Raw genomic sequence first — 26,075 nt, forward strand, 5'->3', positions numbered from 1 at the left:
GCATTTGCCGCGCAGTTTGCGGTGACACCGGCCGGGAATGGAGTAGTTTTTGACCAGAGCCATCACCCTCGCCGCGCTGACATGCCTCCTCCTCGCCGGCGCCGCGATCACAGCCATTTTGGGCCGTGACAGCCTGCCGGCAGCGCAGGCCGACGTCGGCCCGGTCGCCAATCGCGCCAGCAAGCAGGACAAGCTCGCGGTCACGGCGCTTGCCGCCGCCTCCTTTGAAGCGCCGCAGCCGGCCGAGCCCCCCGCCAATCCGTCGCCGCTCCTGCTGCGGGCGCAAGCCGCGATCCCGGGCGCGACCGACACGGTACGCCAGGCCTATGCGTCCGCCGAGCCCGCCGACATCGGCCTGCCGAAGCTCAATGACCCCGTCGACGCGGCCCAGCCGCAGATCGCCGAGCCCGCTCCAGCCCCTGCGCCGGCTGCCCTCGCACCGCCGAAGCCCAAGGCTGCCGCCAAGCCGGCGCCGCAGAAGACCTACGCCTTGCTCAGCGATGCCCAGATCGCCGGCATCAAGGACCGGCTCAAGCTGTCGTCGTCGCAGGAATACTATTGGCCGGCGGTCGAGACCGCGTTGCGCGCCGTCGCCCGCAAGATCCACGCCAAGCGCCAGGGCGATCCCGCTGCCGGCACCATGCCGATCGATCCGGATTCCGAGGAAGTGCAGCAGCTGAAGTCGGCGGCGATGCCGCTGCTGTTCCAGCTCCGCGAAGACCAGAAGAACGAGGTTCGCTCGCTGGCGCGCCTGATCGGCCTCGAACGCGTTGCGTCGATGATCTGAGCGCAGGAGCGGTCGACCCGAGCCCTGCTGTCTACGGCCCCTGGTGAACTTCCTGCGGCCGCAGCTTCTCCACCTTGCCCTGGGTTTCGACCAGCAGTTGCTTCATGAAGTCCTTGTTGCGCTTGAGCCAGGGCTCCAGCGTTTGCCGCACATCGCCCGGCGACTTCTTCTCGATGGCCTGCGCGAGCCGGGTCTGAAACGTCCCCCAATCCTTGAACATCTCCTTCAGGAGCGCATCGTCGGAGATGTTGATCGTCGACTTGATGTCGCCGACGGTTTCGAGCTCGCGCATGTTGCCCTGTCGCAGGATCGAATCGAGGTTTTCCAGGCATTCGTGGTAGCGCTGCAGCAGATCGTCCCATCGCTTGGCGCTGAAGTCATCGTCGAGGTCCTCGACCGCGTTGTAGAGCGGCTCGAGAAACGACCATCGGAAGCGCCGCGCCAGTCGCAGCAGGATCGACAGGAACACGATGTCCTTCGGCATGTTCTGCGCGACCATCAGCCGTGGATCTTCGCTGAACGGCGGCATCGGCACGAAGATGATGACGACCGAGAACGGCGTGCTGTCGAGATATTCGAGCCGGGCGATGACCGGTTGATACAGCTTCAGATCGCGGAAGATCGGACTGAGGACCTGCTCGCGGCTTCGCCGGCTGGCAACATCCACGTCCGAGAACGAGTTCGCGACATAGCTCGTCAGCTCGTCGAGCCAGGCGCCGCTGTCGTAGCGGTTCTGCGCGCTGAGCAGGTCCTCCCAGTCGAGGCCGCCCGCATCGGGACCCGACAGCAGCGTGGTGGTGGCGGGATCCGCCTCCAGCCTGGCATCCGTCAGGAATCCGCGCGCACGCTCCGCAGGCGGCAATGCCTTCAGCGCATCGGCCTTCTGCCGAAACGACAACTCGTCGCTGAACACGACGCGGAGCCGCAGGCGAAACAGCTCTTCCGGGCGGGTGATCTGCATGAACTGCGCGTGCAGATCCTTCACCGCTTCGTTGAAGTCGCGGGCATGATTGGCGTTCAGTTTCGGACGCAGCGGCACCGGACCGAAGGTCGGCCGGACGAACAGATCCTCGAGAAACCGCCGCACCTCGTCGTCGCCGATCCCGTAGAACTCGTTCTCCGCCAGCATCGGAAACGAGGGCGAGCTATCGACCGAGAACCACAGCACCTTCGACGTGAGCTTCAGTGCGCGCTTGTAGCCGTCGAACTGGGAAATCTCGGAAGCGCACCACGTCCAGTTATGTTCGGCGTTGGTGTGGATGAAGATCAGGCAGTCGGCCTTCGCCGTGTTGTCGATCATCCATTGGCGCCATTCCGCGCCGCCGGGAATCTCCTCGCACACGTAGCATTCCACCGAACGCTGTCCGTCCAGGCTGCTGAGATATTCGAGCCGAGCCTTCAGGAGGCGCGCGAGAAATCTGTCTTCGGCGCGATGGCTGATAAAGACCGAAAAATCGTTTGGCATGGCAAAATCCGATCTGCATGAATCTTATGCGACGGCTGGCCCGCTGCTCATCGGCCGGATGCCGCGGCTGCACGTCTCGCCGCGGACCGATGATAACCCGTCTGTGAAATCTGCGATCGCCGGCCGAGAAAAAGAAAAGCCGCCTGCCAGTGAAGTATCTCACTATACCCTAGGGTGTATCATGTGCAGAATGCGCAGGGAGCCGGCGCGCGATGCGCGTCCTGCTCCGGAAATGCACTGACTAAAATTTTTCGAAACATCAGCGGATGTGTCGACGTGAGCACATCGCTTCATTGCATGCCCCGGCGCCGTACGCGCGCGGGCGCGATCAATTGAGCCTTCGGCCGTGATCGGCCGGCCGTATCGAGATCAGCAACAGTCATAGTCGGAGGGCCAGCCATGCCGAAGACCAAGCAGCAGCATCTCGACCGGGACGCCGGGCCGAAGCGGATATTGGCGCTCGACGGCGGCGGCATTCGCGGCATTCTGACGCTCGAATATATCGGCGCCATCGAGGCGATGCTGCGCAGGCGGTACGGCAAGGATGACCTGCTGCTCTGCGACTATTTCGACCTGATCGGAGGCACCTCGACCGGATCGATCATCGCGGCCGGGCTCGCCTGCGGGATGACCGTGGACGCCTTGAAGAAGCTCTATCGCGGGATCGGCACGGACATCTTTCAGGATTCGTTCTGGCGGCGGGGCCTGCTGGCGCCGAAATTCAATTCCGATGCCCTGCAGCACGCGCTCGATGCGCAGCTCGGCGCCGACACGGCGCTCGGCGGCGATCACGTCCGCACCGGCTTGATGATCATGACCAAGCGGCTCGATACCGGCAGTCCCTGGCCGCTGCACAATCATCCGGACGCGACCTACGCCGGGCAGGATGGCGCGTTGCGGCTGACGGAAGTGGTTCGCGCCAGCACTGCCGCCCCAACCTATTTCAAGCCCGAGGAGATCAAGATCTCCGCGCGCGACGGCCACACGGTCAGCGGCGCCTTCGTCGACGGCGGCGTCAGCCCGTTCAACGATCCGGCGCTGCAGCTATTGATGCTCGCGGCACTTCACGGCCATGGTTTCCGGTGGCATGGCGGCAAGGACAAGCTCCTGCTGATCTCGGCGGGGACCGGCGTCTTCAAGTCGACATTTTCGACCGACCAGATCGTCCACATGCCGGCGGCGGAGCAGGGCGTGCGGTCGCTGCAATCGCTCATGGACGATTGCGGACGGCTCAATCACGGCATGCTGCAATGGCTGACGAACTGCCTGACGCCATGGCCGATCGATCGCGCGGTGGAAGACATGGCGGCGGACAGCCGGGGCGGACCGCAACTTGCGACCTATGCGCGCTACAACGTGTTGCTGGAGACGGGCTGGCTGAAGACGACGGTCGCCATCGACCGTACGCCGGAGGCGCTTGCCAAGATCGCGGCGATGGACGACCCGTCCAACATGGACGAGCTCGCCGAGATCGGAGCGCTCGCCGCGAAGGTGCAGATCAGGCCGGAACATTTCCCGCCGGCCTTCGACATCATTTGATGCCGCGTAGCGCGGTGTCCTGACACTCGGTCCCGGCTTCGACAGGAGATTCGCCTTCAGCTAGGTTTGTCATCGAGACACAATGATCCAATCATTAGTCGGGTGTCACGATGACCACGGAACAACGCGCCGGATCGCCCAACATAGTGGTTCTCTTCAGCGGTCACATGATCGATGCGCCAGATCGAAAAACGCCACGCTTTCCGCCGGACAGGGAGCCTGTCGCGGCCGCTGCGATCGCCGATGCACTTGCGAAGATCGGCGTCGCCGAAGGCGACCTCGCGATCTGCGGCGGCGCTTGTGGCGGCGACCTGCTGTTTGCGGAGGCTGCTCTCGCGCATGGCATGGGGCTTGAGATCTACATCCCGTTCGACGAGCCGACCTTCCTTGCCGGCTCGGTCGATTTCGCCGGCGGCAATTGGCGCGCGCGCTATCTCGCGGCGAAATCGCGCGCGGTGCTCCATGTCATGCCGGACGAGCTCGGCCCGCTGTCGGCCGGCGAAAACGCCTATGAGCGCGACAATCAATGGATGCTGCAGCGGGCCGCCAGGTTCGGCGGCAAGAAGCTCGCCTTTGTCTGCCTGTGGAACGGCGAAGGCGGCGATGGCCCCGGCGGCGCCAAGCACCTGATGGATGAAGCGGGGCGCAAGACGACGTGGGTTTACTGGCTGGATACGAGAAAATTATGGGACTGAAGGAATTGCAGGATGCCGTCGTGTTTCATGATCATGCCCTACGGCCGCAAGCCGACCCAGGCGGATTCCAAGCTTGGTCCGGCCGAAATCGATTTTAACGCGCTGTGGGATCGCGGCTACGTTCCGGTGATCAAGGAGCTGGGCTATGAACCGGTTCGCGCCGACCAGGACACCGGTGCGCTGATCGTCGGCCAGATGCTGGAGCGGCTCTATTTCGCCGATCTCGTGCTGGCGGACATGACGATCCCGAACGGGAACGTCTATTACGAGGTCGGCATCCGCCATGCGGCGCAGAAGACCGGCTGTGTTCTGCTTGCCGCCGACTGGTCGAAGCAGCTGTTCGACGTCGTGCAGATGCGCACCGTGCGCTACCCGCTCCCCGAGGGCAACATCTCCGACGACACCGCATCCGGCCTCCGGCCCAGGATCAAGGAGGGCATCGTGTCGCTGCGTGACGGGCTCTCCCCGATGCCCCAATCGATTCCCGGCTACCCGGAAGATGTCGATCCGACCAAGGCGACGACGACCAAGGAGCAGCTTGCCGAACTCGCGGCGTTCCAGACCAAGGTGCGCGAGGTGCGTGCCGCACCGCACGCCGAGCGCATGCAGCGCGCGCAGGCGCTGATCGCCAGGGATGGGAGACCGCCCGCGACCTATCCGATTGCGCTCGCATTGCTGCTGCTATTGCGCGACAGCGTCGACAAGACCACGGACTGGAACAGCGTCCTCGACTTTGCGGCGGGCCTTCCGGCAAAATTCAAGGACGTCCCTGAAATCCAGGAGATTCGTGAATTCGCCGCCGCCTATGCCGGCAACAATCTCCAGGCCATTGCGGCGCTCGAGACGCTGATCAGGAGGGCGGGGCCGACACCCGAGCGGCTCGGTCTGATGGGCGGTCGCTACAAGCGCCTGGCAAGGGCAGCTACGCTGGCGACAGACAAGCGGCAAGCCCAGGCGAAGGCGATCGAATATTATGAGCAGGGCATGCAGCTCGACCTCAACGCCTATTATTGCTCGAGCAACCTGCCGCGTCTCTATCGCGCGCGCGCCCGGGCTGGCGACGAGGAGCGCGCGCAGACCGCGTTGCGGCTGACGATCGCCGCTTGCGATCGTGCGAGGTTGCTTCAGGTCGGTGACGAATGGACGCGTCAGACCTTGCTCGCCGCGGCTTTCGACCTCGGCGATCCCGACAAGGCCGACGAACTGGCCGACGCGGTGATCGATGAAGGCCCCGCAGCGTGGAAGATCGACAGCGTGCTCGGTGATCTCGAGGCCAGCGTCACGCAGGTCATCGACGCCGCAAAGCGTGCGCGATTGTCCGTCGTCATCGACAAGATCAAGGCGGCCTGATCGCGCAGCTCTGCCGGCGTTCACGTCAACCGAGCCGCATCGACAGTTCGACGTCCTCGCCGAACGGCGTCGAGATGTAGCCATTCGCCGGCGAGCGCACCCGCGCCAGATAGTCGGGGCTGTAATCGGCATTGTCGGCGACGACGAAGGCGCCGGGCTTCAGGCGGCTCTCCACGAGATCGAGGATATCGGGATAGAGCGCCTTGGCGCCGTCGAGCAGCACGAGATCGATCGCATCGGGCAGGCCGGTGCGCAGCGTCTCGAGCGCATCGCCCTCGCGGATCTCGACCAGGTCGTCCAGTCCGCCGGCGACGAGATTGTCCCAGGCGCGCACCACCTTGGACTGCTCGAACTCGCTGGTGATCAGCCGGCCGCCGCCATTGTCGCGGAGCGCCGCGGCAAGATGCAGCGTCGAGATGCCGAACGATGTCCCAAATTCGACAATGCTCCGCGCCCGCGTGCCGCGCGCCAGCATGTAGAGCAGCGCGCCGGTCTCGCGCGAGACGGCGAGCGGCACATTGTTCAGGCGGCCGTAGAGCGCGCGGTAGTCGGTCCTGCTTCGCATCAGGCGGGTCCGTTCCCCGTCGGAAAGGTCGGCCACCGCGAGCTGGGTCTCCTCCACCGCGGCGGAGGCTTGCGCGAACAGGCGGTCGAGCACGCCCGCGAGCCTGGGTGAGGTAAGGGTGGTCATGTGGGTCTCCAGGTCCAAAAATCGGCGCGTCCTTGCGCCGCGTCAGAAATACGAATAATTAGTCGCATTCGCTAATCGCATTTCCCAAGGTGTCCTTGAGGCGACCATGGCCAAGCGGCGAAGCTCTTCAATTTCCTCGCGAAAGCAGCCGCAACAGGCCCGCTCGGCCGACCTCGTCGCGGCGATTCTCGATGCTGCTGTTCAGGTTTTGACGAAGGAAGGCGCGCAGCGCTTCACCACGGCGCGGGTGGCCGAGAGGGCCGGCGTCAGCGTCGGCTCGCTGTACCAGTATTTCCCGAACAAGGCGTCGATCCTGTTCCGTCTGCAAAGCGACGAGTGGCGGCAAACCACCGGCCTGCTGCGCGACATCCTAGAGGATGCCGGGCGGCCGCCATTGGACCGGCTGCGCGCGCTGGTGCATGCCTTCATCCGCTCCGAATGCGAGGAGGCCGCGGTGCGTGTCGCGCTGAACGACGCCGCGCCGCTGTACCGCGACGCGCCCGAGGCCCGCGAGGCGCGAGCCTCCGCCGAGCGCGTCGTCGAGGTTTTCATGCGCGAGGCGTTGCCGAAGGCGTCCGATGCGGACTGCGCGATCGCGGGCGATCTGATCACGACGACATTGAGCACGGTGGGCAAGGATTTTTCCGAGAGTCCGCGAACGCGCGCAGAGATCAAGGCTTACGCCGACGCCATGGCGGACATGTTCTGCGCGTATCTGAGGAGTCTCGGAAGGCGGTGACGGTTCAGAGATAGTGCCTGGCGACCAACAGGAACCCGAGCACGCCGCCCGTCACGGCGAAGACAGTCACGCCATTTCGGAAACTGACGTAGGCGGCCGACCAATAGGAAGCAGTGGTGGAGGCGGCCGCGGCTTTTTTCGGTTTCTGAGGCAAGCTGGTGGATTCCTGAAAAAGCGCCGCCACCTGGTCAACACAGGTGACGGCGCCCGTCTGAGGGCTTCAGGGCGAAACCCCGCTTGAGCGTAAGCCGCGATGATGAACGGTTCGTTATACCGCTCGGCGTCGCGCGCCCGGATGTCGGCGCTGAAGCCAAGTTCCCTAGAACTGAGCGTAGGCGTTGCGGAACGCGATGGCGCCGGCGAGCGAACGCGGCCGCGTGCGCACGGCGTGTCCATCGTTGCCGCTCTGCACGATCCACTGGCCGTTCTCATGACCCACGATCTTGCCGACGTGGTGACGCCAGACGACGATCGCGCCGACCGAAGGGCCGCCGGCATTGGTGCCGTATCGCGCCCAGGATCGCGCCAGATTGTATTGCGGGCCCGGGTCGCTGCCGACCTGCGTGCGCATGAACCAGCCGCACCACGCAGCGGGGCGACCGGAATGTCCGTGTGCATAGTGCCGATGATGGTGATGACGGCCGCGCGCTTCGGCAGCAGATGAGGCGAACGCCAGGAGCACGGCGACAGCCGCGAGAGTTTTACGCATTACAAAGTCCTCTTGTTGTTGGCAGACCATCCTTGTTGTGGGGGGAGGCGCAGCGATGATCTGCGATTTGGTTGCGAAGCGACCGCATCGGCCGGACGGCGCAAACAGAGGCGGGGACATGGCCCGCCCAAGCCTTTAAGAAACGGGCTATGGCCAAAATATGGCGGCAATTTCCGTCTGGCAGCCGAGATCTTGCCGAAGGCGCCGGATGTGGGCCTTGCGACGGCGGCGATGTTCTGTGCCCGTCTCAACGGTCTCGCGCGGCGCTGCGGCCATCGAAGCAATTTGCACTGCCTGTAACAATGCGTGACCGCGTTGTCGCTCTGCCCATGCCAATTTCGCGGAGCACCTCAGTCAAAAGCGCCGCGCTTACGCGTCTGTGTATTGACGGCTCCTGAGCGTCGGGACGACACTCGTGCCAACAACAAGCAATGAGCTCGTAGGCATCTGGTCTAAGTTCCCGGAGAGGAAGCCATGTCGAAACGCAGCGACTCGCGCCGCTCAGGCGCGCTCGATCCCGGCCGCCGAAATTTCCTGAAAGGTGCAACGATCGCGGGTGCCGCAGCGCTGGGTACGCCGGCTGTGGCCAACACGGCGATGTCGGCGTCTCCGGAGCCGCGTCCCAGGCAAGCGCTCAAGGCTGCGCCTCCCGGGCCGAGGCTCGCGGCCGCGGACGCGGTGCCGCCGCCGGCCGATCCGGTCAATCAGACCTCGAGTGGCGGCGACTTCATGGTCGACGTCCTGAAAACGCTCGACATCGATTACCTCGCGATGAACTGCGCCTCGAGCTTCCGCGGACTGCACGAGGCCGTCATCAATCATGGCGGCAACAAGAAGCCCGAGATCATCACCTGCCCGCATGAAGAGATCGCGGTGCATATGGGCCAGGCTACGCCAAGATGGAAGGCAAGCCGCTCGCCATGATCTGTCACGGCGTGGTCGGGCTGCAGCATGCATCGATGGCGATGTACAATGCCTGGTGCGATCGCGTCCCCGTCATCGTGATGGGCGGCAACATCATGGAAGCCGACAAGCGCGCGCCGGGCGCGGAATGGCCGCATTCGGCGATCGACCCCGCGGCGCTCACGCGCGACTTCGTCAAGTGGGACGACCAGCCGGCCTCGCTGCAGCACTTCGCGGAATCGGCGGTGCGCGCCTACAAGATCTCGATCACGCCGCCGATGGCGCCGGTGATGCTGTCGCTCGACCAGGAGCTGCAGGAGAACCCGATCGAGAATCGCGACCGCCTGCGGATTCCGAAATTCACCCCGGCGACCCCTCCGCAGGCCGACGACGCGGCGCTGGCGCAGCTTGCGAAGATGCTTGTGGCGGCGGAAAACCCAGTGATCCTGTGCGACCGGATGGCGCGCACGCCGGCCGGCATGCCGCGCCTGGTGGAGCTTGCGGAAACCCTGCAATGCGCCGTGATCGACAATTACGGGCGGATGAATTTCCCGTCGCGCCATCCGCTGAATCAGTCGTTCCGCCGCTCGATCCTGTCGCAGGCCGATCTGATCCTGGCGATGGAGGTCAACGACATCTGGGGCTCGCTCAGCGATTTCCACGATCGCATCGTGCGCACGTCCGAGCCGCGCTACAAGAAGACAGCCAAGATCGTCACGCTCGGCACCCGCGGCCTCTACCTGAAGGCCAACTACCAGGATTTCGGCCGCTACCAGGACGTCGACCTCGACATCACGGGCGACGCCGAGGCCAGCCTGCCGGCGCTGACCGAGCAGGTGAAGCGGCTGGTCGACGAGGGCCGCAAGGCCGCGTTCGCGCCCGCGGCAAGAAGCTCGCGGCCGCCAAGCTCGCCACCGTCGAGCAGGCCAAGCTCGACGCCACGATCGGCTGGGACGCGAGCCCGATCACCACGGCGCGGCTGTGCGCCGAACTCTACAGCCAGATCAAGGATGAGGACTGGTCGCTGGTCGGAACCTCGATCGGCCTCGCATGGCCGCATCGCTTATGGAATTTCACCAAGCCGCATCAGTGGAACGGCGTCGCCGGCGGCGGCGGTGTCGGCTACACCTTGCCGGCCTCGCTCGGAGCCGCGCTCGCCAACAAACGGCACGGACGATTGACGGTTGCGATCGGCGGCGACGGCGACTTCATGTTCGTGCCGTCGACGCTGTGGACCGCCGCGCACCACCAGATCCCGCTGCTCTACATCGTGCACAACAACCGCGCCTATCATCAGGAATACATGTACCTGCAGGCGATGGCGGCGCGCCACGGCCGCGGCATCACCAATGCCGATATCGGCACCACGATCAAGGATCCGTTCGTCGACTATGCGACCCTTGCCAAGGGGTTCGGCGTTTATGGCGAAGGGCCGATCAGCGATCCGAATGCGCTGGCGCCCGTGCTGAAGCGCGCGATCGCCATGGTCAAGAGCGGCCAGCCGGCGCTGCTCGACGTCGTGATGGATCAGCGGTGAAGCGGGGGTGGCGGTCATGACAATCAGTCGAACGCTGAAGCGCCTTGCCGCCGTCGCCGCGATCGCGGGAGCTTTCGTTGCGGGCGTCGTCGCATCGCGGGCCGAGGACGCGCCGGCCGGCGATCCCGTCAACGGCAAGCGGCTCTATCTTGCCGACGGTTGCTTCGAATGCCACGGCCGCGCCGGGCAGGGCGGCCGCTTCAACTATCTGACACCGGCGCTGGCGCAGATCGCGCTGCCGGTGGAGTCCTTCACCGCGTTCCTGCGCGAGGCGCCGAACGATATGCCGTCATTCTCCGCCGACGTGCTGTCGGACAAGGATGCCGCCGACATCCACGCCTATCTCAGCTCGCTGCCGGGACCAAAGGCGGCCAAGGATATTCCGCCGATCCTGAACCAGTGAGGCAGTTCGCGAGGCGCCGGACTGTTGCGCTCTCGCTCGCGCGCGCTGATGCGAGACGCGTGCGTGTTGGCCATCGCTCGCTTCAGATGACGTAATGTCCCATGGGCAAGGCGCGCCATTCCTGCGCTGAACGTTCAGTAAAACCAAGCACTAAACATCAGGCCGAGCTCGCGCTGGTGTCTTCCGTCATTCGGTATTGCTGCGCTGCGAAGCAATGACCTACGCTGGCGCAGGAATCCGGCCTTCACCGCCGCCCGTCAGAAACCCGCTTGACGGGTTCTGGAATTTAGTAATACGTTTAGTATTACAAGAACGATAAACATCACGCATCGAGCCGATGTGTGGGAGGAGCCCAGCCATCCGGACCGCAATGTCCGGACGCGTTCCGTCTCGCTCTCCATCATCGCTCATCAACTCGGTTTCGAGATCTCGGCGACGCTCCGGCAGGGCGCGCCGAGCGGGTCAGGTGCTTCAACGATAGGGAGGAAATGGATTATGCGAACATTGGGATGGTTGCGTAGTACGGCGGCGTCCGCGGTCGTTGCGGTTGCGGCCCTCGGAGCTTTCGGCGGCGGGCAAGCTGCGGCGCAAGGCAAGCAGCTCACGCTGTGCTGGGCGGCTTGGGATCCGGCCAACGCGTTGGTCGAACTGGGCAAGGACTTCACCAAGCAATCCGGCATCGAGATGAAATACGAGTTCGTTCCCTGGACGAGCTACGCCGATCGCTTCCTCAACGAGCTCAACTCCCACGGCAAGCTCTGCGACCTGATCATCGGCGACAGCCAGTGGATCGGCGGCGCCGCGAGAACAAGTGGTACGTCAAGCTCAACGACTTCTTCGACAAGGAGAAGATCTCGATGGACGATTTCGTCCCGGCGACCGTGGTCGGCTATTCGCAATGGCCGAAGAACACGCCGAACTACTGGGCGCTGCCGGCGATGGCCGATGCGGTGGGCTGGACCTACCGCAAGGACTGGTTCTCGCGGCCCGAGATTCAATCCGCGTTCAAGGCCAAGTACGGCCGCGACCTGGCGCCGCCGAAGACCTATGACGAGCTGAAGCAGATCGCCGAGTTCTTCCAGGGCCGCGAGATCGACGGCAAGAAGGTCTATGGCGCCTACATCTTCACCGAGCGCGGCTCGGAAGGCATCACGATGGGCGTGACCAACGTGCTCTACAATTACGGCTTCGCCTACGACAATCCGAAGAAGCCGTACCAGATGCAGGGCATCGTCAATTCCGCCGACGCGGCCAAGGGGCTCGAGTTCTACAAGGAGCTCTACAAGTGCTGCACCGCGCCGGGCATGACCAACGCCTACATGCAGGAAGGCCTCGATGCCTTCAAGTCCGGCCAGGTCGCGATGCAGATGAACTGGTTCGCGTTCTTCCCCGGCCTCTACAAGGATCCGAACGTCGGCGGCGACAAGATCGGCTTCTTCGTCAATCCGGCCGGTCCGAAGGGTCATTTCACGCAGCTCGGCGGACAAGGCATCTCGGTGGTGGCGACCTCCGACCACAAGGACGACGCGCTCGCCTACATCAAGTGGTTCGCGCAGCCCGCGGTTCAGCAGAAATGGTGGCAGATCGGCGGCTACTCCGCTCTCAAGGCCGTGGTCGACGCACCCGACTTCCCGAAGAGCGCGGCGTTCGCGCCGCAATTCCTGGAGTCGATGGGCATCGTCAAGGACTTCTGGGCCGAGCCGTCCTATGCGCAGCTGCTGCTCGACATGCAGAAGCGGGTGCATGACTACGTCGTCGCCGACAAGGGCACGGCGCAGCAGGCGCTGGATCTCCTGGTCAAGGACTGGACCAAGGTCTTCAAGGAGCAGGGCAAGGAAGTCGCCTCCTCGCAGTAGAAGGCGCCAGCACTCCGCCTGAACCGGGCTTCCCCGAGCCATCTCGGGGAAGCCGACCAGCCCAGCCGATGGACACGATGACGACGATCTCGCAACCCGATCATGCTACGATGCCAGGCGTGAGCACGCCTGTTAAATCCCGCGCCGCCCGGCGCGTCCGCGGACTGTCGGACCGGACCATTGCGTGGCTGTTCGTCGCGCCGACGATCGCGCTGCTGCTCGCGATCAACATCTTTCCGCTGATCTGGATGATCAGGCTGTCGTTCACCAACCTCAACCTCAGCATGTCCTATCTGCCGCTGCGGTTCGTCGGCCTCGACAATTTCAGGGACATCCTCACCGACGAGGACGTCTGGTTCCGGCTGCAGACCACGGCGCAGTTCGTGATCTCGTCGGTGGCGCTGCAGGTGGTCGTCGGCTTCGGTCTCGCGCTCCTGATCAACCGTCAGTTTCGCGGCCACAGTTTCTGGACCACGATCATCCTGCTGCCGATGATGCTGTCGCCGGCGGTGGTCGGCAATTTCTGGACGCTGCTGCTGCAGCCGCAGATCGGGCCGTTCAACTATCTGATCAGCCTGTTCACCGGCGTACCGCCGAGCTCGTTCAGCATGACCGGGCAGGTGTCGCTCGCGCCGTGGACCATCGTGCTGGTCGATACCTGGATGTGGGCGCCCTACGTCATGCTGATCTGCCTCGCCGGGCTGCGCTCGATCCCCGATTACATCTACGAGGCCGCGGAAGTCGATCGCGCCTCGGCGTGGCGGCAGTTCTGGTCGATCACGCTGCCGATGACGGTGCCGTTCCTGATGCTCGCGGTGCTGTTCCGCGCCATCGAGAACTTCAAGATGTTCGACATGGTCAATCTCCTGACCTCGGGCGGGCCGGGCTCGACCACCGAGCTGGTATCGATCTCGCTGAAGCGCGCGGCGTTCGAGAAGTGGCGCACCGGCTATTCCTCGGCGCTCGCCATCATCCTGTTCGTGACCGTGTTCGGCGCCGCCAACATCTACGTCAAGACGCTCAACAAGGTGAAGCAACGATGACCGCTGCCGCCACCAGATCCACCGCGCATTCGATCGTCGAAGCCTCGCCGCGCACCAAGGCGTTCGCCGGCGGCCTCGTCATCCTGTACGCTGTGATCACGATCCTGCCGCTGCTGTGGATCGTCGCCACCGCATTCAAGTCGCAGAGCGACGCGATCGCCTATCCGCCCAAGGTGATCTTCGAGCCGACCCTCGAAGGCTATGTCAACCTGTTCACCGTGCGGACGCGGCAGACGCCGGACTTCATCGCCAAGCTGCCGCCGCCGGAGACCTGGTACGACCAGCTGGTGCGCAAGCGGGACATGGTGATCGCAGGTCCCTCGAAGGTCGTGCCGCGCTTCGTCAACTCGCTGATCATCGGCTTCGGCTCGACCTTCCTCGCGGTCTTCCTCGGCACGCTCGCGGCCTACGCGTTCTCGCGCTTCCGCATACCGCTGGCCGACGACCTGCTGTTCTTCATCCTCTCGACGCGCATGATGCCGCCGGTCGCGGTCGCGATCCCGATCTATCTGATGTACCGGCAGCTCAACCTGACCGACACCCGGCTCGGCATGATCCTGCTCTATACCGCGGTCAACGTCTCGCTCGCGGTCTGGCTGCTCAAGGGCTTCATCGACGAGATTCCGCGCGAGTATGAGGAGGCGGCGCTGGTCGACGGCTACACGCGGCTGCAGGCGCTGCGCAAGGTGGTGCTGCCGCAGGCCGTCACGGGAATAGCTGCGACCGCGATCTTCTGCCTGATCTTCTCCTGGAACGAGTATGCCTTCGCGGTGCTGCTGACCAGCGGTGAGGCGCAGACTATGCCGCCCTTCATCCCCTTCATCATCGGCGAGGGCGGGCAGGACTGGCCGGCGGTTGCCGCCGCGACCACGCTGTTCGTCGTCCCGATCGTCATGTTCACCGTGCTGCTTCGCAAGCACCTGCTGCGCGGCATCACCTTCGGAGCGGTGCGCAAATGAGTGGTGCTGTTGTTGCCAGGAGTGGCGTAGCGCGCTGGTTTCGGCGCGGGCCGTGGGAGGCCGTCGCGATGACCCTGATCGGAGGCGGCATCATCATGCTGGTGCAGCCATGGTCGATCGACCTCTACAGCTACTCCTTCGTGACGATCCTGGCCGGCACGGTCGGCTTCGTCATCGTCAGCCATTTTCCGGAATAGGGCCATGGCACAGATCCGCATTGAAAACCTGCGCAAGTCGTTCGATCAGTTCACGGCGGTGGAAGGCTCGACCTTCACGATCGACGACGGCACGTTCTTCGCGATGCTCGGGCCCTCCGGCTGCGGCAAGACCACCACCTTGCGCATGATCGCTGGCCTCGAGCTGCCGACCGAAGGCAAGATCCTGCTCGACGGCGAGGACGTTACGTTCCACCGCGCCGCCGCCCGCGACATCGCCTTCGTGTTCCAGCTGTTCGCGCTCTACCCGCACATGAATGTCGGAGAGAACATCGGCTTTCCCCTGAAGTGCCAGGGCATGGCGAGGCGCGAGATCCGCGAGCGGGTGCAGGAGACGGCGCGGATGCTGCGGATCGAGCATCTGCTGTCGAGCAAGACCTCGAAGCTGTCCGGCGGCGACCGCCAGCGCGTCGCGCTCGGGCGCGCCATGGTGCGGCGGCCGAAGGCGTTCCTGATGGACGAGCCGCTGGGCGCGCTCGACGCCGAATTCCGCCATCTGATGTGCGGCGAGCTGCGCGACCTGCACGATCGCATCAAGGCGACCACGGTCTATGTGACGCACGACCAGCTCGAGGCTATGTCGATGGCCGACCAGATCGCAGTCATGAACAAGGGGCGGGTCGAGCAGATCGGCACGCCGCAGGAGGTCTATGATCGGCCCGCCAGCATGTTCGTCGCCGACTTCATCGGGGCGCCGCCGATGAACTTCCTGCGCTTCGAGGGCGGCCTGCGTTCCGGCGATCGCGCGGTCAGCTTCCACGACACCAGCCTTGCGGTGCCGGAGATCCGCGAGGACCGCGCCAGCGCGCCGCTGGCGCTCGGCGTCCGCCCGGAGCATATCCGCTTCGCCGACGCGGGCGCCGTTCGCGGCGAGGTGTTCGGCGCGGAATATCTCGGCACCACCCAGATCGTCACCGTCGACACGGCCTATGGCCGGGTCGCGGCGCGGCTGCCGTCCAGCGCGTCAGTGCGGATCGGCGAGACCATCGGTCTTGAATTCAACGCCGAGCGGCTGGCGCTGTTCGACATCGGCAGCGGCCTTGCGATCCGGACCGCCATTGGGGAGGGCCAGCGCCATGGCTGACGTCACGCTGCGCAACGTCACCAAGCGCTTCGGCGCAGTGGAAGCGGTCCGCGATCTCTCGCTGACGGTGGGTGACGGCGAGTTCCTGGTGCTGCTCGGACCGAGCGGCGCCGGCAAGACCACGACGCTGCGGCTGATCACCGGATTGGAAAAGCCTGATACCGGCTCGGTCATGATCGACGGGCGCGACGTGACCCAAGATCCGCCGGGCTCGCGGGACATCGCCTTCGTATTCCAGCAATACTCGCTGTATCCGCATCTGACGGTCTACGACAATCTGGCGTTTCCGCTGCGCTCTCCGGCGCGGCGGGTGGCGGAGCCGATCATCCGCAAGCGCGTCGAGCAGACCGCGGAGCTGTTGCATATCGCCAGCAAGCTGAACAACCGCGCCACCCGGCTATCCGGCGGCGAGATGCAGCGGGTGGCGATCGGCCGCGCACTGGTCCGCGATCCCTCGATCTATCTGATGGACGAGCCGCTGTCCTCGCTGGACGCAAAGCTCCGCAGCGAACTTCGCCTCGAGCTCAAGCGGATCCAGATCGAGCTCGGCGCGACCATCCTCTATGTCACCCACGATCAGGTCGAGGCCATGACGATGGCCTCGCGTATCGGCGTGATCAAAGACGGCCAACTGCTTCAGCTCGGCACGCCCCGCGAGATCTACGAAAGCCCGTCCAGCAGCTACGTCGCCTCACGACTAGGCACGCCGCAGATCAACTTCCTACCGGCTCGCCTGCTCTCCGATGTGGCAATGCCGCAGGGAACCGAGACGGTCGGCATCCGCACCGAGCATCTTCAGGTCGCGGCGCGCAATGGCGGGCAGATGGTCGCCCGCGTGCACCGGGTCGAGCACCTCGGCGAGCAGAATCATATTCATCTGGACTATAAGGGCGAGACGCTGGTGACGCTGGCGGATCCGCATCAGCCGCTGCAGGCCGGCCAGGAGGTCGACTTGCATCTGGTGCATCCGTTGTGTTTCGACCGTGCGGGGCAGCGCATTGCCGCGGCGGTTCATTAGAGGGGCGAGAGGATCGAAGAGATGTCGGTGCCATCAGAGACATTCAAATCGTTGGTCAAGGCGGCCGCAGAACAGGTCATCGCCAGCGCGCCGGAGCTGACGAGCCTCGATCAGGCGATCGGCGACGGCGACCACGGAACCAACATGAAGCGCGGTTGCGAAGCCGTGCTCGGCAAGCTCGACGCCATCTCGGCGCAGCCGCTCGATGAAGCGTTCAAGATGATCGGCAAGACCCTGGTGATGACGGTCGGCGGCGCCTCCGGGCCGCTCTATGGCAGCTTCTTCCTCGCCGCCGGCGAGGCGCTTTCGCACGACAAGCACCTGCCCGAGGATCTCGCCGACGTGTTCGGCAGCGCCGTGAACGCGGTGAGCGCGCGCGGCCGCTCGCATGTCGGCGAGAAGACGATGCTGGATGTGCTGGTGCCCGTGCTGGAGACGTTGAAGACCGCGGCGGGCCAGCCGGACCTGATCGCGCGGGTGCGTGCGACGGCGACCGATGCGGTCGAACGCACCGCGCCGATGCAGGCCACCAAGGGCCGCGCGTCGTTTCTCGGCGCGCGCAGCGTCGGGCATGTCGATCCCGGCGCGCGGTCGAGCTGCGTACTGGTGCAGGCGGTGTGCGCCGGCCTGGAGGCACGGGCATGACCGAGACCGTGGGGATCGTGATCGTCTCGCATTCCAGCGACATCGCCAAAGGAACCGCCGACATGGTGCGGCAGATGGTCGGCAGCGAGGTCAAGGTGGCGTTCTGCGGCGGCAATCCCGACGGCGGATTGGGCACCAGCGTGCAGCTGATCATCGACGCCATCAATGCCGCCTGGTCTCCGAAGGGTGTCGCGGTGCTGGTCGATCTCGGTGGCGCCGAGACCAACAGCGAAATGGCGGTCGAGATGCTGGAGCCTGCGCGGCGCGATCTCGTTGTCGTCTGCAACGCGCCGATCGTCGAAGGCGCCGTGATGGCGGCGACCGAGGCGGCGGGCGGCAGCACGCTGGCCCAAGTCAAGGCGGTGGCCGAGGAACTCTCTGCCGATTGAGATGTCGGCGATGCGATGAATGGATGATGAGCATGCTTGATAGAGCGGACGGACAGATCTTCACCGGCAATGTGCGGCTGGTGCATGCGGTCGGCATGCACGCGCGCCCGGCGGTCAAGCTGACCAAGCTCGCCAAGAAGTTCCAGGCCCAGATCTCGGTGCGCGTCGCGGGGGCGCCCGAATGGATCAACGCCAAGAGCGTAGCCAAGATCATGGCGATGCGCGCCGCGCACGGCAGCACGATCGAGATCAAGGCCTCCGGCACTGACGCCGAGGCCGCCGTGGCGGCGCTGGTCGATCTGGTCGCCAGCGATTTTCCGGATGGAGCAGGCTAGCATGCAGGGCGGCGCTGCAGGATCGGCTTACCGCGGCAGGACCGCCTCGATCGGCTTTGCCCATGGTCCGCTGGTTCGCGTCGATGCGGGGGCGGGCGGCGAGCGGGCGGCCGGTACGCTGGTCGAGGAGGCGCTCGCCCTGCGCAAGGCGATCGATCTCGCCAGCGGGCAGATCGCCGATCTTGCCGCCAGTGCCGGCGGCGAGGCTGCGCAGATCCTCGAATTCCAGGTCGCGTTGCTGGAGGACGAGGACCTGATCGAACAGATCTTCGCGTCGATCGGCGATGGCCGGCCGGCCGATGTCGCCTGGCGTTCGACGCTCGACGAGCAGATTGCGGAGTACAATTCGGCGGCCGATGAGTATCTGCAGGCGCGCTCGTCGGACCTTGCCGACCTGCGCGACCGCGTGATCCACATCCTGCGCGGCGACGCGGGCGAGCCGCTCAAGATCCCGAGCGGAGGCGTTGTCTGCGCCGACGACCTGCCGCCGTCGCGCTTCCTGGAGATCGACTGGTCCGGCGGCGGCGGCCTCGCGCTGCTGCACGGCAGTCCGACCAGCCATGTCGCGATGCTGGCGCGTGCGCGCGGCATCCCGATGGTCGTGCAGCTCGGCGCCATTCCGGATGCCGGCGCCACGGCGCTGCTCGACGGCGAAGGCGCGACGCTGGAGCTCGATCCCAGCGCCGAGCAGGTGCGCATCTTCGAGAAGCGGCGCGAGAGCCATCGCAAGAGCCGGGCATCGGCCCGCGCGATCCTGCGGCGGCCGACGGCCTCGTGGCGCGGCGAGCACATCAAGCTCCTGATCAACATCCAGCGCGTTGACGATCTCGAGCATGCGGATGCGCAATACGCCGACGGCATCGGCCTGATGCGGACGGAATTCCTGCTCGCCGGGCGGAGCGAGCTGCCGGACGAGGAGACCCAGTTCCAGGCCTATGATGCGGTGCTGCGTTGGGCCGGCCAGCGGCCCGTGACGATCCGCACTTTCGACGCCGGCGGCGACAAGCCGGTACCCGGCTTTACCTTCGACGGCGAAGCCAATCCGTTCCTCGGCGTTCGCGGCTTGCGGCTTTGTCTCGCCCGGCCCGAGATCTTTGCCGTTCAGCTCCGCGCGCTGGCCCGCGCCGCGGTGCGCGGCAATCTCAAGGTCATGTTCCCGATGGTGACGCAGGCCGACGAGCTCGAGGCGGGCCGGAAGCTGTTCGCCGACGTCGTGCAACGCTTGCAGGCGGACGGCATTGCCGCGATGCTCCCGGAGCTCGGAATCATGGTCGAGGTTCCGGCAGCGGCCCTGACGATCTCGAGCTTCAAGGCCGCGTTCTTCTCGATCGGCTCGAACGATCTCGCGCAATATGTTCTAGCTTGCGATCGTTCCAACGGAGCTCTTGCCCCCCTGATGGACCCCCTGCATCCCGCAGTGCTCGACCTGATTTCGCGGACCGCGGAGCATGGCCGCCGCGCCGGCGTCAGTGTCAGCCTGTGCGGCGACATGGCGGGCGATCCGCGCTGTCTTCCAGCGCTGCTGAATTGCGGCCTGCGCGAATTGTCGGTGAACGCCTCGGCGCTGGCGCAGATCAAGCAGACCATCGACCGGCTGAGCAGCGGAGGCGGTGTTGGCTGATACGGCGGCCGATGAAGCGCCCGAGTCCGGCGCGGTTGCGGCCTACAAGCGCATCTTCAAGGAAGTGCTTGAGAGCCGCCCGTCAGGGATGCGGCTGCGCCTGGCGCATGCCATGGGCAAGAACCGCAGCTTCGTCAGCCAGATCAGCAATCCGGCCTATCCGGTGCCGATCCCGGTGCAGCATCTCAACACGATCTTCGATGTCTGCCACTTCCCGCCGCAGGCCAAGGCCGCCTTCTTGCGCGCCTATGCGCGGGCGCATCCGCGCCGCGTCGGCCGGCTGAGCGAAGGTTCGCACGAGCGGACCCTGACGCTGCATCTGCCGGATCTCGGCAGCGCCAAGCGCAATGCCGAGCTCGACGCGCTGCTGCAGGAATTCACGCGGCGCCTGATCGGCATCATGCGGGAAAAATAGGCGAAAAACGCCGGACGGAAGCGGGGAGGACACCATGAAGAAGTTCATCAATGCGGTCGACAATGTGCTCGCCGAGAGCCTCGACGGCTTTGCGGCCGCGCATGCCGATCTGGTCGCGCTGGGCGCCGAGCGCAAATTCGTTCGCCGCCGCGAATTGAACCGCAACAAGGTTGCGCTGGTCTCGGGCGGCGGCAGCGGGCATGAGCCGCTGCATGCCGGCTTCGTCGGCCACGGCATGCTGGATGCCGCCTGTCCCGGACAGGTGTTCACCTCGCCGACGCCGGACCAGATCGTCGAGGCCGCGCAGGCGGTCGCGGGCGATGCCGGGGTCCTCTTCATCGTCAAGAACTATGCCGGCGACCGTATGAACTTCGAGATGGCGGCGGAGATCGCCGAAGGCCGCACCGCCACCATCGTGACCGATGACGATGTTGCGGTCGAGAAATCGACCTACAGCATCGGGCGTCGCGGCGTCGCCGGCACCTTGATCGTCGAGAAGATCGTCGGCGCCGCCGCCGAGAAGGGGGCCGATCTTGCGACCTGCGTGGTGCTCGGCGAGCGTGTCAACGCGCGGACCCGCTCGATGGGCGTGGCGCTGACCAGCTGCACGGTGCCTGCCGCGGGTACGCCGACCTTCGCGCTTGGCGAGGACGAGATGGAGATGGGCGTCGGCATCCACGGCGAGCCGGGCCGTCGCCGCGTCAAGCTCGCACAGGCCGACGCGATCGCATCGGAGATGACGACAGCCATTGCGGAGGATCTCGCTGCCCCCGCCGGCTCCGAGGCCCTGCTGCTGGTCAACGGCTTCGGCGGCACGCCAACGATCGAGCTCTATCTGATGTATAACGCGGCGCGCCGCATGCTCGAGCAGCGCGGCCTGCGCATCGCGCGCTCGCTGGTCGGCAGCTACGTCACCTCGCTGGATATGGCCGGCTGCTCGCTCACGGTGAGCCTGCTCGACGCCGAGACGACGGCGCTGTGGGACGCCCCGGTGCGTACGGCCGCACTGAACTGGTGATCTCCGGCACCGGCAGCGCCTCGCTGCAGCGGGGCCTCACCGGGGATTGCGAAGCGTCGCGCGTCCCTTCTTGCGCGGGGACGGCGAATTCGTTGTGGAAGCTCGCTGATCCTCCTGGAACTTGAGGGTCGCCTTGACATGCTCGGCGAGCCGCACCGCGCTGTCCGCGTTCGACGCAAGACGCGATAGCAACTGAGCCAGCATCTTGAACTCCTCGCGCGTCAGCATCCCGAACAGCGCATCGTTGACCGGCCGTTGCAGGGCGGCAAGACGGGTCAACAGGCTGAGGCCGTGCTGGGTGAGCGCAAGCTGCACCCGGCGCCGGTCGTCGGGATGCGGACTCTTCTCGAGCAGATCGTCGGAGACCAGCTTGTTGATCTCGTTGGTGACGAAGGCGCCGCTCAGATACAGCCGTTCGGCGACCTGATTGACTCCCATCGGCTCTTCCGCCGTCGAATTCTTGATTGCGATCAGGATCAGATACTGCGTGGTCGACAGGTCGACGAAGTTCGCGAATATTTCCCGGCAGGCTTCAAGGCTGCGTCCGAAGGCGAAATAGTCGTAGAGCAGGCCGCGAAGCGTCCGGTCTCCTTCCTTGTCGAGCAGTTCGGGCTTCGACGCCGTCAAAAGCGCTTCGGTCACGGTCGTTCTCCCCGCGAAATCATCGGCTTGCGAATTTGCCTAAGAAGCACGCAGGCGCGCGCCCATCAAGGGGGCTTGACATCGCTAAATAGCTTTGTCAGAAAGCTATCTGAAGATTATAAAGCAGGGTCGAAGCAGCGAGGCAGGCGTCCCATGGAGGACCGCGCATTCAGGCGAGTGCTGGGAGAATTCGCGACCGGCGTTGCGGTGGTGACCGCGCGGGGCCACGGCGAAGAGCTCATCGGCATGACCATGAGCTCGTTCAATTCCGTTTCGCTCGATCCGCCGCTGGTCCTGTTCAGCGTCGACCGCAAGGCCAAGAGCCTGCCTGCGATGCTCGAAGCCAAGGGCTTCGCCGTCAACATCCTCGCCCGCGATCAGGAACAGATCTCCAATCAGTTCGCGCGTGCCCTGTCGGACAAGTGGAATCAGGTCAAGACGTCGGTCGGCCACGCCGAGGCCCCGTTGATATCGGGCGCCCTGGCTCATTTCGAATGCGCGCCATTCGCAAGCTACGACGGCGGCGATCACGTGATCTTCGTGGTTCGCGTCGTCCGTCACTCGACGCGCAGCGAGCCCGCTACGCCGTTGATCTTCTTCCGGGGCCGCTATCGCGACCTCGTCGACGAAACCGAGCGCGAGCCGACCTGGCCGCTTCCCATTCATTACTAGATCCGAACCGGAGAACCGCGATGCGTAGTGCCAAGGAGTATCTGTCTGGACTGAAGGACGGGCGGACCATCTACATCAACGGAGCTGCGGTCGGCGACGTGACCGCGCATCGCGCCTATCGAAATCTCGCCGGTTCGATGGCGGGGCTGTTCGACTTCGCGAGCGCCAGGGAGAACGTCGATCTCATGACGTTCGAGACCGATGCCGGACGTGCCAACCGGATCTGGCAGCTGCCGACGTCCTATGCCGATCTTGTCGAGCGGCGGAAGGCGCTGGAAGCATGGGCTGCGCTGCATGCCGGTTTCATGGGCCGGGCCCCGGACCATGTCGCGTCATGCATCGCGGGTCTCTACATGGGGCTCGACGTTTTCAAGGCGTTCGATCCGGCCCGCGCGGGCGCGCTCGAGAGCTACTACCGCTATGCGCGCGACAAGGACCTCTACCTTACCTACGTGATCATCAATCCGCAGGCCGATCGTTCGAAGGGAGCCGCCGAGCAGGCGGATCCGTTCCTCACCGCCGGCGTCGTCGATCGCGACGCAGAAGGGATCACGATCCGCGGCGCCAAGATGCTCGCCACCGGCGGCGTCGTCGCCGACGAGGTTTTCGTCACGACCATCCAGCCGATGCGTCCGGGTGAAGAGCGCTATGCGATGTCCTTCGCGATCCCGATGAACGCGAAGGGCCTCAAGATGCTGTCGCGCAAGTCCTACGAGGATGCGGCCGGCGCGGTGTTCGACAATCCGTTGTCGAGCCGCTTCGACGAGAACGACTCGGTCCTCTATTTCGACGACGTGAAGGTTCCCTGGGATCGCGTCTTCATCGAGGGCAACGTCGAAATGTGCCAGAAGCAGTTTCACGCCACGCCCTGCCACGTCTATCAGAACTACCAGGCGATGGTGCGGTTGAGTGTGAAGCTCAAGTTCCTGGCCGGCCTTGCGCACCGGACCGCCGAAATGAACGGCGTCACCCAATTCCCGCAGGTGCGCGAGATGCTCGGCCAGCTTGCCGCCGAGACCGGCATGGTCGACGCCCTGGTGGCGGCGATGGAGGCGAAGGGGGCGCTGGTCGGTCCCTACTTCATCCCGGACCGGCACACGCTCTATTCCGCGCAAGTGCTGACGCAGCAGCTCTACGCGCACATCATCAATACGCTGCGCGAACTAGCCGGCGGAGGCATGATCATGCTGCCGTCGTCGGTCGCCGATTTCGACAATCCCGAGATTGCGGCCTTGATCGGCAAGACCCAGCAGTCGCCGAAGGCCAATTCGCACGACCGGGTGAAGTTCTACAAGCTCGCCTGGGATGCGGTCGGATCAGAGTTCGGCTCCCGCCACCAGCAATACGAGATGTTCTACGCCGGCGCGACCTTCGTCACCAAGGGACATTCCTATCGCACCTACGACTGGGCCGGCGCCGATCGGTTGGTCCAGACCATGCTCGATTCCTACGACCTCAACGGCGTCTCGACCGCCAGCAAAGCCGCCTGAATCAACGGAGACAATCCATGCCCGTCAACAAGAAGCACGACGAGTTCTACACGCTCGACATGACCACCGGTTGGGAAACGCCCGCAGGCTATCCCGCCGGCATCCAGCAGAAGATCCTTGCGGGCGCGCTCGACGAGGAGAACCGGCGCGGGACGAGGACCCGGCTGCTGCGTTTTGCCCCGGGCGTCTACACGACCGCACCGTTTTCGCACGAGTATTGGGAAGAGGTCTATCTCGTCTCGGGCGACCTGATCGTCGGCAATGACGAGAAGGGCGAGGGCGGCAAGAGCTTCCCGCCGAACACCTATGCCTGCCGGCCGCCGCACGCGCCGCACGGTCCGTTCAAGTCCGTCAACGGCTGCCTGCTTCTCGAAATCCACTATTTCGATCCGGTCTGAGGCCGCTCCGCCGGCACCGACAACATCGTTCGACCGCTTCAAGGGGGAAAATATGGCGTTCAAGAATATCTCGCTCGCATTCGCGCGTTGCATGTCCTCGCTTCAACCGCTGCTCCGGTTCAATTGGGAATTGCCGCACGCGCGCCTCCGGGTGGTGGTCGATGGCCTGGCGGGCGCTCTTGTGATCGGCGTCGTGGCGGCCACTCCGGTCGCGGCGCAGGACAGACCGGGCTCGATGGGACTGGGCATCTTCACGTTCACGTCCGGTCCCGCCGCGGCCTATGGCATGCCTGGCAAGAACGCCGCCGATCTCATGATCGACGAGATCAATGCCAAGGGCGGCATCGGAGGGGTTCCGGTCACCGCGACCTTCGTCGACGAGGCGCAGGGTGCGCAAGGCGTGATCGCGGAATATCGGCGGCTGGCCGGAGATGCGAAGAACCAGGTGATGGTCGCCGCCTTGTCGAGCGCCACCTGCCTCGCGCTGGCGCCGATCGCGGAGCAACTGGAGGTTCCGACCGTCGGCTGGAACTGCGATACCCACCAGCTGCTCATGGACGGCAAGAGCAAGTATGTGTTCCGGCCCAACGGCAACACCGTGCCCGAGTTCATCGCCTATGCGATCTACCTTCTGGATCGCAAGCCGGACGTGAAGACGGTGGCGATCATCAATCCGGACTACGCGTTCGGCCACGACGCGGCCAAGATCTTCACCGCGGCGCTCAAGGCACTGAAGCCGGACGTCGAGATCGTCGCCGAACTCTATCCGAAGCTCGGCTCGCCGAACTACCAGACCGAAATTTCCCGTCTCACGACCGCGCGCCCGGACGTCGTCTTCTCCAACCTCTGGGGCGCCGATCTCGAAAACTTCGTTCGCCAGGCGACGCCGCGCGGGCTGTTCACGTCGAGCCAGGTGGTCCTCGCGCTCGGCGAGACCGTGCTGCAGCGCGTACCGTTGCCGGATGGCGTGATCGTCGGGGTTCTGGGCGACGGCTGGTGGATGTCGCCGGACGCCAAGGCCAATCCCGAGACGGTGAAGTTTGCCGAGGCCTACAAGGCGCGCTTCGGCGAGTATCCGGTGTTTCCGTCCATCAAGATGGCCAATGCGCTGATCTACGTGAAGGCTGCCTATGAGGCCGCCATGCAGAAGAATGGCGGCAAGTGGCCGACGCGCGCCGAGCTTGCGGTCGCCATGAAGGGCAGCAAGGTCGCCACCTTGACCGGCACCGCGCAGACGCGGGCCGACAATGACGGTCTCGTCGACCAGATCGTCGGGGTCACCATGAAGACGTCGGCGCAGCCGTTTCCGGTGATCGGCGACATGGTCCGCTACAAGGGCGACAGCCTGATGCCGCAGGCCGGCCAGGATCCGCTGGCCTGGATTTCGACGCTCAAGCCCGAATTCGCGAAGAGCCTTCCGAAGCCGGGGAGCTACAAGATCGGCGAACGGTAGCGTT

At 64.9% G+C, this 26,075-nt stretch carries 28 protein-coding genes and 2 pseudogenes; 25 read left to right on the plus strand and 5 right to left on the minus strand.

All coding sequences use genetic code 11. The annotated features are described in order from the left end of the window. Positions 1-49 precede the first annotated feature (49 nt). A complete protein-coding gene (locus ALC15_RS26810; RefSeq protein ID WP_050629859.1) occupies positions 50-787 on the plus strand; it encodes a hypothetical protein in 738 nt (245 codons plus the stop codon). 31 nt (positions 788-818) lie between these two features. Here the strand turns inward: ALC15_RS26810 and ALC15_RS26815 are convergent, their stop codons facing one another. Then, the gene (locus ALC15_RS26815; RefSeq protein ID WP_050629860.1) at positions 819-2,252 is read right to left on the minus strand and encodes a toll/interleukin-1 receptor domain-containing protein; all 1,434 of its coding nucleotides are present in this window, start codon (positions 2,250-2,252) and stop codon (positions 819-821) included. Between the two features lie 399 nt (positions 2,253-2,651). On the opposite strand from ALC15_RS26815, the gene ALC15_RS26820 reads away from it, so the two are divergent. The 3 genes from ALC15_RS26820 (at position 2,652) to ALC15_RS26830 (ending at position 5,836) form a co-directional block, all read left to right on the plus strand. After that, the gene (locus tag ALC15_RS26820) at positions 2,652-3,791 is read left to right on the plus strand and encodes a patatin-like phospholipase family protein (protein WP_050629861.1); all 1,140 of its coding nucleotides are present in this window, start codon (positions 2,652-2,654) and stop codon (positions 3,789-3,791) included. A gap of 110 nt (positions 3,792-3,901) precedes the next feature. Next, on the plus strand, positions 3,902-4,486 hold the full coding sequence (locus tag ALC15_RS26825) for a hypothetical protein (protein ID WP_200914700.1): 585 nt from the start codon (positions 3,902-3,904) through the stop codon (positions 4,484-4,486). Between the two features lie 12 nt (positions 4,487-4,498). Further along, positions 4,499-5,836, plus strand: coding sequence for a TRAFs-binding domain-containing protein (locus ALC15_RS26830; RefSeq protein WP_128089593.1), 1,338 nt, complete (start codon positions 4,499-4,501; stop codon positions 5,834-5,836). Positions 5,837-5,861: 25 nt separating this feature from the next. Here ALC15_RS26830 and ALC15_RS26835 read toward each other — a convergent pair whose 3' ends face one another. Continuing rightward, complete coding sequence (locus ALC15_RS26835; protein ID WP_050629864.1) at positions 5,862-6,527, minus strand: O-methyltransferase; 666 nt, start codon at positions 6,525-6,527, stop codon at positions 5,862-5,864. 106 nt (positions 6,528-6,633) lie between these two features. Here ALC15_RS26835 and ALC15_RS26840 point away from each other — a divergent pair, with 106 nt between their 5' ends. Then, the gene (locus ALC15_RS26840) at positions 6,634-7,266 is read left to right on the plus strand and encodes a TetR/AcrR family transcriptional regulator (RefSeq protein ID WP_050629865.1); all 633 of its coding nucleotides are present in this window, start codon (positions 6,634-6,636) and stop codon (positions 7,264-7,266) included. A 4-nt stretch (positions 7,267-7,270) separates the two neighbouring features. Here ALC15_RS26840 and ALC15_RS43540 read toward each other — a convergent pair whose 3' ends face one another. Together ALC15_RS43540 and ALC15_RS46535 are read right to left on the minus strand one after the other, a co-directional pair. Continuing rightward, the gene (locus ALC15_RS43540; RefSeq protein ID WP_128089594.1) at positions 7,271-7,450 is read right to left on the minus strand and encodes a hypothetical protein; all 180 of its coding nucleotides are present in this window, start codon (positions 7,448-7,450) and stop codon (positions 7,271-7,273) included. A 135-nt stretch (positions 7,451-7,585) separates the two neighbouring features. Next, positions 7,586-7,975: a C40 family peptidase gene (locus ALC15_RS46535; RefSeq protein ID WP_244486277.1), complete on the minus strand. Its 390-nt coding sequence runs from the start codon at positions 7,973-7,975 to the stop codon at positions 7,586-7,588. A gap of 474 nt (positions 7,976-8,449) precedes the next feature. On the opposite strand from ALC15_RS46535, the gene ALC15_RS26850 reads away from it, so the two are divergent. The 16 genes and pseudogenes from ALC15_RS26850 to dhaK all read left to right on the plus strand — a co-directional run bounded on the left by ALC15_RS26850 (position 8,450) and on the right by dhaK (position 21,416). Next, on the plus strand, positions 8,450-8,899 hold the full coding sequence (locus ALC15_RS26850; protein WP_050629867.1) for a twin-arginine translocation signal domain-containing protein: 450 nt from the start codon (positions 8,450-8,452) through the stop codon (positions 8,897-8,899). Continuing rightward, positions 8,896-9,693, plus strand: a pseudogene (locus ALC15_RS46540) (hypothetical protein); the annotation flags it as partial. The gene ALC15_RS26850 and the pseudogene ALC15_RS46540, both read left to right, overlap by 4 nt. 224 nt (positions 9,694-9,917) lie before the next feature. Then, entirely contained in the window at positions 9,918-10,415 is a 498-nt protein-coding gene (locus tag ALC15_RS46545; protein ID WP_244486281.1) for a thiamine pyrophosphate-dependent enzyme, read from the plus strand. A gap of 16 nt (positions 10,416-10,431) precedes the next feature. Beyond that, entirely contained in the window at positions 10,432-10,818 is a 387-nt protein-coding gene (locus ALC15_RS26865) for a c-type cytochrome (RefSeq protein ID WP_128089595.1), read from the plus strand. A gap of 495 nt (positions 10,819-11,313) precedes the next feature. Beyond that, positions 11,314-12,674 (plus strand): annotated as a pseudogene (locus tag ALC15_RS26870) (ABC transporter substrate-binding protein). A gap of 110 nt (positions 12,675-12,784) precedes the next feature. After that, a complete protein-coding gene (locus ALC15_RS26875; RefSeq protein ID WP_050629916.1) occupies positions 12,785-13,717 on the plus strand; it encodes a carbohydrate ABC transporter permease in 933 nt (310 codons plus the stop codon). Then, positions 13,714-14,676 (plus strand): carbohydrate ABC transporter permease, encoded by a 963-nt coding sequence (locus ALC15_RS26880; protein ID WP_021076440.1) that lies wholly within the window; start codon positions 13,714-13,716, stop codon positions 14,674-14,676. Before ALC15_RS26875 ends, ALC15_RS26880 begins: the two co-directional genes overlap by 4 nt. A gap of 68 nt (positions 14,677-14,744) precedes the next feature. After that, positions 14,745-14,873 (plus strand): hypothetical protein, encoded by a 129-nt coding sequence (locus ALC15_RS47965; RefSeq protein ID WP_371817950.1) that lies wholly within the window; start codon positions 14,745-14,747, stop codon positions 14,871-14,873. A gap of 4 nt (positions 14,874-14,877) precedes the next feature. After that, entirely contained in the window at positions 14,878-15,975 is a 1,098-nt protein-coding gene (locus tag ALC15_RS26890) for an ABC transporter ATP-binding protein (protein WP_050629872.1), read from the plus strand. Next, positions 15,968-16,993: an ABC transporter ATP-binding protein gene (locus tag ALC15_RS26895; RefSeq protein WP_050629873.1), complete on the plus strand. Its 1,026-nt coding sequence runs from the start codon at positions 15,968-15,970 to the stop codon at positions 16,991-16,993. The genes ALC15_RS26890 and ALC15_RS26895 overlap by 8 nt, the downstream gene beginning before the upstream one ends. Before the next feature lie 21 nt (positions 16,994-17,014). Further along, positions 17,015-17,638, plus strand: a complete 624-nt coding sequence (dhaL, locus tag ALC15_RS26900; RefSeq protein WP_050629874.1) for a dihydroxyacetone kinase subunit DhaL — start codon at positions 17,015-17,017, stop codon at positions 17,636-17,638. Then, a complete protein-coding gene (gene dhaM / locus ALC15_RS26905) occupies positions 17,635-18,027 on the plus strand; it encodes a dihydroxyacetone kinase phosphoryl donor subunit DhaM (protein ID WP_050629875.1) in 393 nt (130 codons plus the stop codon). Before dhaL ends, dhaM begins: the two co-directional genes overlap by 4 nt. Positions 18,028-18,059: 32 nt before the next feature. Next, positions 18,060-18,362 (plus strand): HPr family phosphocarrier protein, encoded by a 303-nt coding sequence (locus tag ALC15_RS26910; RefSeq protein ID WP_430649194.1) that lies wholly within the window; start codon positions 18,060-18,062, stop codon positions 18,360-18,362. Between the two features lies 1 nt (position 18,363). Beyond that, on the plus strand, positions 18,364-19,983 hold the full coding sequence (gene ptsP / locus ALC15_RS26915; protein ID WP_050629877.1) for a phosphoenolpyruvate--protein phosphotransferase: 1,620 nt from the start codon (positions 18,364-18,366) through the stop codon (positions 19,981-19,983). Beyond that, positions 19,973-20,398, plus strand: a complete 426-nt coding sequence (locus ALC15_RS26920) for a hypothetical protein (protein WP_430649195.1) — start codon at positions 19,973-19,975, stop codon at positions 20,396-20,398. Before ptsP ends, ALC15_RS26920 begins: the two co-directional genes overlap by 11 nt. Positions 20,399-20,432: 34 nt before the next feature. Next, the gene (gene dhaK, locus ALC15_RS26925; RefSeq protein ID WP_050629879.1) at positions 20,433-21,416 is read left to right on the plus strand and encodes a dihydroxyacetone kinase subunit DhaK; all 984 of its coding nucleotides are present in this window, start codon (positions 20,433-20,435) and stop codon (positions 21,414-21,416) included. A gap of 36 nt (positions 21,417-21,452) precedes the next feature. Here the strand turns inward: dhaK and ALC15_RS26930 are convergent, their stop codons facing one another. Next, positions 21,453-22,058 (minus strand): MarR family winged helix-turn-helix transcriptional regulator, encoded by a 606-nt coding sequence (locus ALC15_RS26930; RefSeq protein ID WP_050629880.1) that lies wholly within the window; start codon positions 22,056-22,058, stop codon positions 21,453-21,455. 153 nt (positions 22,059-22,211) lie between these two features. Between ALC15_RS26930 and ALC15_RS26935 the strand changes: the two genes are divergently transcribed. The 4 genes from ALC15_RS26935 to ALC15_RS26950 are packed head-to-tail and all read left to right on the plus strand — an operon-like array spanning position 22,212 to position 26,071. Then, positions 22,212-22,730, plus strand: coding sequence for a flavin reductase family protein (locus tag ALC15_RS26935; protein ID WP_050629881.1), 519 nt, complete (start codon positions 22,212-22,214; stop codon positions 22,728-22,730). Positions 22,731-22,750: 20 nt separating this feature from the next. Beyond that, complete coding sequence (locus ALC15_RS26940) at positions 22,751-24,220, plus strand: 4-hydroxyphenylacetate 3-hydroxylase family protein (RefSeq protein ID WP_050629882.1); 1,470 nt, start codon at positions 22,751-22,753, stop codon at positions 24,218-24,220. Positions 24,221-24,237: 17 nt separating this feature from the next. Further along, positions 24,238-24,618, plus strand: a complete 381-nt coding sequence (locus ALC15_RS26945; protein ID WP_050629883.1) for a cupin — start codon at positions 24,238-24,240, stop codon at positions 24,616-24,618. 52 nt (positions 24,619-24,670) lie between these two features. Next, positions 24,671-26,071: an ABC transporter substrate-binding protein gene (locus tag ALC15_RS26950; protein ID WP_244486278.1), complete on the plus strand. Its 1,401-nt coding sequence runs from the start codon at positions 24,671-24,673 to the stop codon at positions 26,069-26,071. Positions 26,072-26,075 lie beyond the last annotated feature (4 nt).

The sequence above is a fragment of the Bradyrhizobium viridifuturi genome, from assembly GCF_001238275.1.
In the GTDB taxonomy this organism is placed as follows: Bacteria; Pseudomonadota; Alphaproteobacteria; order Rhizobiales; family Xanthobacteraceae; genus Bradyrhizobium; species Bradyrhizobium viridifuturi.

Excerpts from the sequence above, each read along its gene's own strand:
- ptsP (WP_050629877.1), top strand. The coding sequence starts at position 18,364 with ATGCAGGGCGGCGCTGCAGGATCGGCTTACCGCGGCAGGACCGCCTCG.
- ALC15_RS26895 (WP_050629873.1), top strand. The coding sequence starts at position 15,968 with ATGGCTGACGTCACGCTGCGCAACGTCACCAAGCGCTTCGGCGCAGTG.
- ALC15_RS26945 (WP_050629883.1), top strand. The coding sequence starts at position 24,238 with ATGCCCGTCAACAAGAAGCACGACGAGTTCTACACGCTCGACATGACC.
- ALC15_RS26820 (WP_050629861.1), top strand. The coding sequence starts at position 2,652 with ATGCCGAAGACCAAGCAGCAGCATCTCGACCGGGACGCCGGGCCGAAG.
- dhaK (WP_050629879.1), top strand. The coding sequence starts at position 20,433 with ATGAAGAAGTTCATCAATGCGGTCGACAATGTGCTCGCCGAGAGCCTC.
- dhaL (WP_050629874.1), top strand. The coding sequence starts at position 17,015 with ATGTCGGTGCCATCAGAGACATTCAAATCGTTGGTCAAGGCGGCCGCA.
- ALC15_RS46535 (WP_244486277.1), bottom strand. The coding sequence starts at position 7,975 with ATGCGTAAAACTCTCGCGGCTGTCGCCGTGCTCCTGGCGTTCGCCTCA.
- ALC15_RS26835 (WP_050629864.1), bottom strand. The coding sequence starts at position 6,527 with ATGACCACCCTTACCTCACCCAGGCTCGCGGGCGTGCTCGACCGCCTG.
- dhaM (WP_050629875.1), top strand. The coding sequence starts at position 17,635 with ATGACCGAGACCGTGGGGATCGTGATCGTCTCGCATTCCAGCGACATC.
- ALC15_RS26840 (WP_050629865.1), top strand. The coding sequence starts at position 6,634 with ATGGCCAAGCGGCGAAGCTCTTCAATTTCCTCGCGAAAGCAGCCGCAA.
- ALC15_RS26825 (WP_200914700.1), top strand. The coding sequence starts at position 3,902 with ATGACCACGGAACAACGCGCCGGATCGCCCAACATAGTGGTTCTCTTC.
- ALC15_RS26910 (WP_430649194.1), top strand. The coding sequence starts at position 18,060 with ATGCTTGATAGAGCGGACGGACAGATCTTCACCGGCAATGTGCGGCTG.
- ALC15_RS26890 (WP_050629872.1), top strand. The coding sequence starts at position 14,878 with ATGGCACAGATCCGCATTGAAAACCTGCGCAAGTCGTTCGATCAGTTC.
- ALC15_RS26815 (WP_050629860.1), bottom strand. The coding sequence starts at position 2,252 with ATGCCAAACGATTTTTCGGTCTTTATCAGCCATCGCGCCGAAGACAGA.
- ALC15_RS26865 (WP_128089595.1), top strand. The coding sequence starts at position 10,432 with ATGACAATCAGTCGAACGCTGAAGCGCCTTGCCGCCGTCGCCGCGATC.
- ALC15_RS26830 (WP_128089593.1), top strand. The coding sequence starts at position 4,499 with ATGCCGTCGTGTTTCATGATCATGCCCTACGGCCGCAAGCCGACCCAG.
- ALC15_RS26950 (WP_244486278.1), top strand. The coding sequence starts at position 24,671 with ATGGCGTTCAAGAATATCTCGCTCGCATTCGCGCGTTGCATGTCCTCG.
- ALC15_RS26935 (WP_050629881.1), top strand. The coding sequence starts at position 22,212 with ATGGAGGACCGCGCATTCAGGCGAGTGCTGGGAGAATTCGCGACCGGC.
- ALC15_RS26875 (WP_050629916.1), top strand. The coding sequence starts at position 12,785 with ATGCCAGGCGTGAGCACGCCTGTTAAATCCCGCGCCGCCCGGCGCGTC.
- ALC15_RS47965 (WP_371817950.1), top strand. The coding sequence starts at position 14,745 with ATGACCCTGATCGGAGGCGGCATCATCATGCTGGTGCAGCCATGGTCG.
- ALC15_RS26880 (WP_021076440.1), top strand. The coding sequence starts at position 13,714 with ATGACCGCTGCCGCCACCAGATCCACCGCGCATTCGATCGTCGAAGCC.
- ALC15_RS26850 (WP_050629867.1), top strand. The coding sequence starts at position 8,450 with ATGTCGAAACGCAGCGACTCGCGCCGCTCAGGCGCGCTCGATCCCGGC.
- ALC15_RS26940 (WP_050629882.1), top strand. The coding sequence starts at position 22,751 with ATGCGTAGTGCCAAGGAGTATCTGTCTGGACTGAAGGACGGGCGGACC.